General features: G+C 65.6%; 6 protein-coding genes. 5 read left to right on the forward strand and 1 reads right to left on the reverse strand.

Going from position 1 to position 8,259, the window contains the following annotated elements; genetic code table 11:
• From AC2VOU_RS06350 to AC2VOU_RS06365, 4 genes are all read left to right on the forward strand, one after another.
• A partial coding sequence (locus AC2VOU_RS06350) for a DNA cytosine methyltransferase (protein WP_486956607.1) occupies positions 1 to 618 on the forward strand: 618 nt, incomplete at its 5' end.
• A 259-nt stretch (positions 619 to 877) separates the two neighbouring features.
• The gene (gene nrdH, locus AC2VOU_RS06355) at positions 878 to 1,117 is read left to right on the forward strand and encodes a glutaredoxin-like protein NrdH (protein ID WP_486956608.1); all 240 of its coding nucleotides are present in this window, start codon (positions 878 to 880) and stop codon (positions 1,115 to 1,117) included.
• Between the two features lie 17 nt (positions 1,118 to 1,134).
• Positions 1,135 to 1,503 carry a hypothetical protein gene (locus AC2VOU_RS06360; protein WP_486956609.1) on the forward strand — a complete coding sequence of 123 codons (369 nt, stop codon included), beginning with the start codon at positions 1,135 to 1,137 and terminating at the stop codon, positions 1,501 to 1,503.
• On the forward strand, positions 1,500 to 2,213 hold the full coding sequence (locus AC2VOU_RS06365) for a hypothetical protein (protein WP_486956610.1): 714 nt from the start codon (positions 1,500 to 1,502) through the stop codon (positions 2,211 to 2,213). Before AC2VOU_RS06360 ends, AC2VOU_RS06365 begins: the two co-directional genes overlap by 4 nt.
• Positions 2,214 to 2,671: 458 nt before the next feature.
• Here the strand turns inward: AC2VOU_RS06365 and AC2VOU_RS06370 are convergent, their stop codons facing one another.
• The gene (locus AC2VOU_RS06370) at positions 2,672 to 3,151 is read right to left on the reverse strand and encodes a hypothetical protein (RefSeq protein WP_486956611.1); all 480 of its coding nucleotides are present in this window, start codon (positions 3,149 to 3,151) and stop codon (positions 2,672 to 2,674) included.
• 290 nt (positions 3,152 to 3,441) lie between these two features.
• Between AC2VOU_RS06370 and mobF the strand changes: the two genes are divergently transcribed.
• On the forward strand, positions 3,442 to 8,259 hold a 4,818-nt coding region (gene mobF, locus AC2VOU_RS06375), incomplete at its 3' end, for a MobF family relaxase (protein ID WP_486956612.1).

Here is an 8,259-nt window from a genome sequence, read left to right on the forward strand (position 1 = left end):
GTCCCCGCCGGAGGCTCTTGGAATACCGACCCGACGACCGCCGCCGACCCCGTTCGGACCCGCATGACTCGCGAGACCGATGGCCTGTTCACTCCGCAGCCATGGATCACCGTGTTACGCAACCACGCCGACGTGAGCCCGATCGGTGACCCGCTGGCCGCCGTGGCCACGGGCGGCGGAACCGGTGGGGGCCACCAAGGGCTCACCGTCCCGCCCGGCGCCTTCATCCAGAAGCACCACGGCGGCCTGGATTATCAGGGGATCGCCCACATGACCAAGAGCGTCAACGATCCCATGGCCTCAGTCGTCGCCCGTCCCAACCTCTCCCTGGTGATCCCCTACCGCAAAGGTAAGGCCAAGACCACCGAAGAGCCCCTGCACGCTGTTGCCACGCGGGACTCTGCGGCCCTAGTCGAAGCCTCCTCGATTGAGATCGAGGACTGCCGCTTCAGAATGCTCACCCCCTGTGAGCACGCCCGCGCCCAACGTTTCCCCGACGACTACCGCGTCACCGGGAACCGCTCCGAACAGACGATGGGATTCGGCAACGCAGTGTCGAGCAACGTTGCCCAATGGCTTGGCGGCTTCGTCGTCCGCCTACTCGCCGGCGGCCAATAAAGAAGAATTCACGGGCTTGGCATCAGCACACAAAGTTCGGCTGGTGGCCAGGCCCGTACCAAAAGATCACATCGAATAGGCAATGACTCAATTCGGATAAATCGGCGAATGACATAAATGCGCGAAGCCGGAACAATGCGATAGGAAATACGCTAAAATATACTCGCCGAAATTGCCTATACCAGTTGTCTCACAACGCATTACCCGATACACTAATAACCGAATGCAGCGTCATTCCCCTACCATTTAGGAGGCTCCAATGAATATCGTCCTCTACACCAAGCCGGCCTGCGTCCAATGCACCGCCACCCGCAAATTCCTGGACAAAAACGGCGTGAAATACGACGTCGTGGATATCACCGAAGATCACGACGCCCGCGACTACGTGATGAGCCTGGGATACCTGCAGGCGCCAGTTATCGTCGCCGGATCCGAACACTGGAGCGGCTTCCGACCCGACCGGCTCCGGGGGCTGGCTTCCCTGGCCGCAGCGGTCTGAGACCACGAGGACCAACCATGTATGACCTCATCATCGAGCACCAGCGCGGCGCACTGTCAATGAGCGTGCACCCGGATCGACGCGATGCCACCGCCGCGCTGGACTCCTACCACGGCCAGGTGGATTGCACGCGCCGCGCCATCCAACTCACCGAACCCTTTGCCAGCTACGAACTAGTTGACCCGTGCGACGGCCAGACGATCGCGGTCGCCACCATCGAGCGACGCCTCACTGACCCGATAACCGAGCGGCAGTTCTCGGCCGCAAAGGCAGCGCTCGAGGAATCGCTAGCCCTGGCGTCCAATGACGAGCGCGATGCGATCTTGACAGCATGGGACCGCATCACCGGCGCCATCGATCATCAACCCGTCAGACAGCGACAATGAACAGCCCCAATGGATTCCACATCGGCCAACTCGTCTCCGCCGCCGATCCCGTCGCGATGAGCCGCACGTGCGCCACCTACACGTGCAAGACCACCTACGGCTTCATCGTCGCGATCGATGTGCAGAACGTCACCGTCGAATGGATCGATGCGTGGGGTCCGCAGTACGGACGCTATCCGCTGCAACCGCAGCTGCTGCGCGCCGCGGCGCGCACGGCTGCAGTTCGTTCACAAGCGGTGGGCCACGCCCACATGGGTCACAACCACCACTGCTCGCCAGCCACCAACACGCCGAATGACACACCCTGCCTGGAAATCCGCGAATTGAAGATCTGGGCGAATGGAACACGGGAACGACCAACGGGACTGCGGTTCCACACCGTAGACGAGGCCAACACCGCTCTGCTGGTCATCGCCACCGCACACGACGCGAACCAGTCGACGTGTCGGCCCGATCCCACCAGCGTGGTGCCTGGCGCCTACATTGTCGCCGTCTACTGGGCGATGCACACCGCCGTCTACCGGGTCGCTCACAACCCGGCCGCGCGTCGCACCGCATCGCGACCGCTAGCGCAGGCCGCAGCAGTGCCCGTACCCTCACCACAACGTCGGCATACCACCGAGTCGCGCCGCTTCCACCTCCGCCCGATCCCAGCCGCGTTCACGCAACACCGTGCGCAACGCCACCGAGCGCTCTCGCCGAGCCCATAACCCGTCACTGGGAATCGACCTACGGCCTCCCCCGCGCCGCATCCGGGCCATGCGCCGCATGTTTTCGGCCTGAGTGCCCACCACCACATGCTGGCGCGAGGCCTCGGGGGCAGAGACTTTCACACACAGCGGGCTATCGCACTCGTGCAAACCCAGCTCGTGTGGCTGAAGCACCACCCCAAGCCGACGCGCCAACGCGTACCGGTGCGGTCGCACACAAATCCCTTTGCCTCCGCGGTAGACGAAGAACCGGCCGTAGCCGTCCGCACCGATTGCGCCCGTGAAGAAATCACAGTCGCTAGCGTCAGGGCCGCGCACGACGTACGAGTCGAAGCGCCGGCATTCGTCAGCGTGCACCACCGGGTCAACCCACAGCGGCATCCCCCACTCAACGCGCATGCGCCTACACTAAGCCAGGCGACCGACATGTCCTCGTGTGCCGCTGCGTCATTCACCCCTCATGCGCGCGCCGCGCCTAGTGCTTCTGGCGTCGCGCCGTTGGTCGCGCCTAGTGCTTCTGGCGTCGCGCCGTTGGCCGCGCCTAGTGCTTCTGGCGTCGCGCCGTTGGCCGCGCCTAGTGCTTCTGGCGCCGCGCCGGCGCGCGCGGTCGTCGACTTCAGCACTGCGCGAACGTCACTGGTTTTAATTCCGGTCAATTCGGCGATCGCCGTGAGCGTTTCACCGCGGCCCTGCATCCGAGCCACTGCCGCAGCCGCCGCCTGGCGATGCTCGTGGCGCCGCCGCTCCCCCTCGGCGCGCAGCTCGAGGATGCGGTTTGCCTCCCACTCATCCACGGCCGTCAGCCGGCCAAGTTCGACCAGAATTGACGCGGCGTCGTCAACGTTTTGACGCTCCCGCTCCACGCGCGCCTCGTTCGCTCGAAGCTGCGCTTCACGAACACGCTTACGCGCCGCCGATTTCGAGTTGATATTCACCATCGCCGCACCATACGACGAACGCACCGCCCCGCTCTACCAAAACCACCAACATCACGCTTGTCCACATTTGTCCGCCTCCCCTGTCTCCTAAAACCACTGCTCCACAACATCATCCGACCAACCCAGCCTTCCCCCCGCACCAAAAGCCCCCACGCATCAACCGTTTTCAACCACCCCAGACACCACACACCTCTTGCATTAAGGCTAAGGGTTTCTTAAGAACTGCACTGTCTGCGTAGGACAGATCGTCGCTGAGGTCTCTAACGTGCGCCTGAAAGGACGGCACTGCAGTGACGATGACGACGCACAAGCTCACCGCTGGTGACGGGTATCAATACCTGATCCGGCAAGTGGCGGCTGTCGATTCCACTGCCCGTGGCCGGGCGCCGCTGATCGACTACTACTCATCGAAAGGCGAATCCCCGGGCCGCTGGCTCGGTTCAGGGCTGGCCTCGCTGGAATCAGCCGGTGCGCGGCGGGCACCAGCAAGTGATGTGGCCGAGCTGTGGGCCGTCCCGGAGGGCTCGCAGGTCACCGAAGCCCAAATGAAGGCGTTGTTCGGCGAGGGTTTGCACCCGAACGCTGATGCGATCACAGCTTATGAAACCGCACGGGGAGCTCGCGGTACCGCGGCGATCAACGCCGCCAAACTGGGCCGCAAGTTCTACATCCGCGATGGCGAGACCACCTTCGCACGCGCCCTCGCCGTGGCTTACCGCGACCACAACGAAGAGACCGGACTGCACTGGAACGCGCCCATCGACGCGCCCACGCGCGCTGCGATCCGCACCGTTGTCGCGCGCAGAATGTTCGCCGAGCAATACGGCCGCGCGCCCGCCGACGATCGTGAACTCAGTGGTTTCATCGCGCGAGAAACCCGCGCCCGCACCACCGCAGTCGCCGGCTACGACTTGACATTTTCGCCCGTGAAGTCGGTATCGAGCTTATGGGCGATCGCGCCGCTCGGCGTCGCGAGAGTCATCGAGGAATGCCATGACGCGGCGGTGGCAGATGCGCTGGCGTGGTTGGAAACGCACGCCGCGTTCACCCGCTCCGGTGCTGACGGTGTCGCTCAGGTCGACACCACTGGGCTGATCGGAGCCGCGTTCACCCATCGTGACTCGCGCGCGGGTGACCCCGACCTTCATACCCATGTGGCCATCTCCAACAAGGTCGCCACCGTCGGCGCTGACGGCGTGCTGCGCTGGCTGGCGCTTGACGGTCAGCCTGTGCACCAGTTCACCGTTGCCGCTTCCGAGCTGTACAACACGCGCCTGGAAGCCCACCTCGGACAGCGACTGCAGCTGCACTTCGCTGACGTTGTTGCCGAGGGACGCAGCAAGCGGCCGGTGCGTGAAATCGTCGGAATGTCTGCCGAGCTGATGACCGCGTGGTCCTCGCGGCGGCTGGCGATTGAAGCTCGCACCGCTGAGCTGGCCAAGCAATTCCAAGCCACCCACGGGCGCGAACCGACTCACGTGGAAACCATCGCCCTGGCCCAACAAGCGACCCTGGAAACCCGCGAAGCCAAACACGAGCCCCGATCATTAGCCGAGCAGCGCCAAACGTGGCGCGCCCAAGCCATTGAAGTCTTGGGCGGCGTGCGGGAATTGACCGCCATGCTGGGCACGGTCTTGTCCACACCGGGCCCGCAGCTCGAAGCTGTCGATGACCAGTGGATCGCCGCGCACGCAGCGAAAGTCATCGCTACCGTGGCCCAGTCGCGGGCAACCTGGCAACGCCACCACGTCTTAGCCGAGGCGCAGCGGCTGGTCCGGTGCACCGGACATGCTGCCGACAGCACCCTGGCCGCCAAGATCACTGACGCCGCCCTGGCCGCGCCACTGTCGGTCCAACACATCGACGTCGACGACGGCGAAATGGGAGAACCTGCGCAGCTGCGCCGCCGCGATGGAACCAGCGTCTACACCCGCCACGGCAGCACGATTTACACCTGCGAGGACCTGCTCGCCGCAGAGCGACGCATCCTTGCAGCCGCCCGCCAGCTCGGCGGGCGCACCGTTGAAGACATCGACATCGAACTGGCACTGGCTGAGTCGGCCGCACGCGGCAAACAACTCAACGAGGGCCAGGTCGCGCTGGTCGGAGAGATGGCCAGTAGTGGTCGCCGGCTGGCTTTGGCGCTTGCCCCCGCCGGTACAGGAAAGACCACCGCGATGGCCACACTCTCACATGCCTGGCGCGCCTCGGGAGGAACCATCATCGGGTTGGCCCCAACGGCGGCAGCTGCCATCGAACTCGGCGAGGATCTCTGCGCACCAACCGACACCATCGCCAAATACGTGTGGTCAACCGACCCGGCCAAGGCGACAACTCGCTCGGCCCCACCACCGTGGTTCAACAAAATCGGACGCGACACGCTCATCATCATCGACGAGGCCGGCAAAGCCGGAACACTCGAACTCGACGCGGTGATCACCCACGCCTTAGCCCGTGGCGCCAGCATCCGCCTTGTCGGTGATGACAGCCAACTCGCGTCCATCTCCGCTGGCGGCGTGCTGCGCGACATCGCCCACGAAACCGGCGCCCTGACGCTCTCTCAGCTGGTCCGCTTTGCCTCCACCGCCGAAAGCGCCGCCACCCTCGCGATCCGCAAAGGCGACCCCTCGGGACTCGGGTTCTACATCGACCATCACCGTGTACACGTCGGCGCAGACCACACCGCAGCCGACATGGCCTACACCGCGTGGGCCGCCGACCTCGACGCAGGCCGAGACTCGATTCTGCTAGCCCCCACCAACGACATCGTCGACACCCTCAACGCCCGGGCTCGACTCGATCGCCTCGCGTCTGCCGACCCCGCAACCCTGCGCGGCCACGAAATCACCCTCTCAGACCGGCTCGCCGCCTCGCCCGGCGATTTGATCCGCACCCGCCGCAACGCCCGCTGGCTACGCATGAGCCGCACCGATTACGTCCGCAACGGCTACCGCTTCCAAATCCTGAAAACCCACAAAAACGGCAGCATTACCGCCCGCCACCTCGGCAACGGCCAAACAGTGCACCTGCCCGCCCGTTACGTCAAAAAACACGTCACCTTGGGCTATGCAGCCACCATTGACTCTGCACAAGGACTCACCGCCGGACACGCGTGCCACATCGTCGGCGCGGGACATCTCACCCGCCAATTGCTCTATGTGGCTCTCACTCGCGGCCGCATCGAAAACCACATCTATCTGTCCACCGCAGAATCCGACCCGCACCGAGTGCTGTCGCCCAAAGCAACGCACCCCGAAACAGCCGTGGACGTCCTCACAAAGACATTGGCACGCGACGGCGCACAGATCTCGGCCACCAGCGCCGCCCGCGAGGCCCGCGACCCCTTCCTGCGGTTGGGTGCGGCCGCGGCGATGTACTACGACGCCTTGGGCGAAGCCGCACAACATCGTGCTTCGCCTGCCCTGCTGGCCCAACTGCACATCACCGCCGACCACCTCTACCCCGGTTTGACCCGAGCAGAAGCATGGCCGGTGCTGTGCAAACACCTGGCCCTCGTGGCTGCCGACGGGCGCGACCCCGCCACCACCCTGACCGAGGCCGCGACAGCGGGCGAACTGTTCAGCGCCCACGACCCAGCCGCGGTGATCGACTGGCGCATTGACCCCACCGGCGGACACTCCACCGGTATCGGCCCGCTGCGCTGGCTGCCCGCCACCCCCACCTCGCTCGCCGAGGACCCGGACTGGGGAAACTGTTTGCGCGGGCGCGCCCAGCGCGTCGCCGAGCTCGCCGACCAGATCCGCCGGACCGTCACCCACGACTGGACACCGGCCACCGCACCGGCCTGGGCCAAACCCGTGCTGGCCGCCAACCCTCAGCTCGCCGCCGAAATCGCGGTCTTCCGCGCCGCGCACCACGTGGCCGCCGAAGACACCAGCCTGCTCGGGCCGCCGCAGTACGCAGTACGTGCCCGCGCCGTCCAGAAACTGCTCGAAAACCATGCCCAAGCAGTCGTACGCACCCAAAACCCGCACACCCGCCGCTTTGAGCAGCTGATCGACTCCATCGACCCGCGCATCCGGGCCGACGGGCACTGGCCACAACTGGCCGCCCACCTCGCCGAAGCCGCCGCCAGCCGTCCCGACCTGCCCGCCCTCGTGCGCGCCGCCGCCACCGAGCGCCCACTGCCCGACGAACTGCCCGCCGCCGCCCTGTGGTGGCGCCTCGCCGGCGAACTCACCTCCACGGCCACCCTCGACACCCCCCATACCGGCCTGCGCCCCACCTGGATCACCGACCTGCACAACGTGTTCGGGTCAGCAGCAGCTGAATCCATCATCGCCGATCCGGCCTGGCCCGGCCTCGTCTCGGCGGTCAACGCCGCCGACCCCGCCCGCTGGACCCCCGCCGACTTGCTCCACGTCGCCGCCGAACACCTCGCCGACGTCGACCCTGACAACACCATCCCCGCTTATCAATACGCCCGAGCAATCACCTACACCGTCGACCTCATCGGCGGCCACCACGACCACACCGAGCACCCACTCCCCGAACAACCCCCACTGCACCCCGAGGAAGAAGAACAACTTCCCCCCGACCCGCACTCCCCCAGGATCGACATGCCCGCTACCGAATTGTCCACCGAACCGTGGCATCCCGAACTTGTTGAGCCCGACCCCATCAACACCGCGCCCGACAGCGCTGAGGAACTCGGTGGCCTGGACTTCGCAGACTTACCCCGTCAACGCGGACATGCCCCGGCCCTGCCGGCGGCTCTGCTCGACCTGACGGTCCTCCGCACCGAATACCAGCAGGCGCTGGCTGACCACGACGCGCTGCATGCCCGCGCCAAGATTGGTGACGGACCCGCCATGCGCCAAGCCACCCCGCAGATCCGCGAACTGCGCCAACGCGCCGACGCCGACCGCCCCTACCTGATCGCACTCCATGACGTCACGGCCCAATGGGCCGACGCTGAAGCCGAATACGAGGCAGCAGAGGCCGACGTCGAATGGGCCCGCGACCAGCTCGCCAAGCTGCAGTCGCAACCCGATGTCGACCCGCTTGACCTCGCGTGGGCCAAATTCGACGTCCGGCTGCGCCTCATGGCCCTACCCGACACCACCCCCGCAGAACGCTACCAAGCT

This window comes from Mycobacterium sp. TH-M25 (assembly GCF_057473665.1).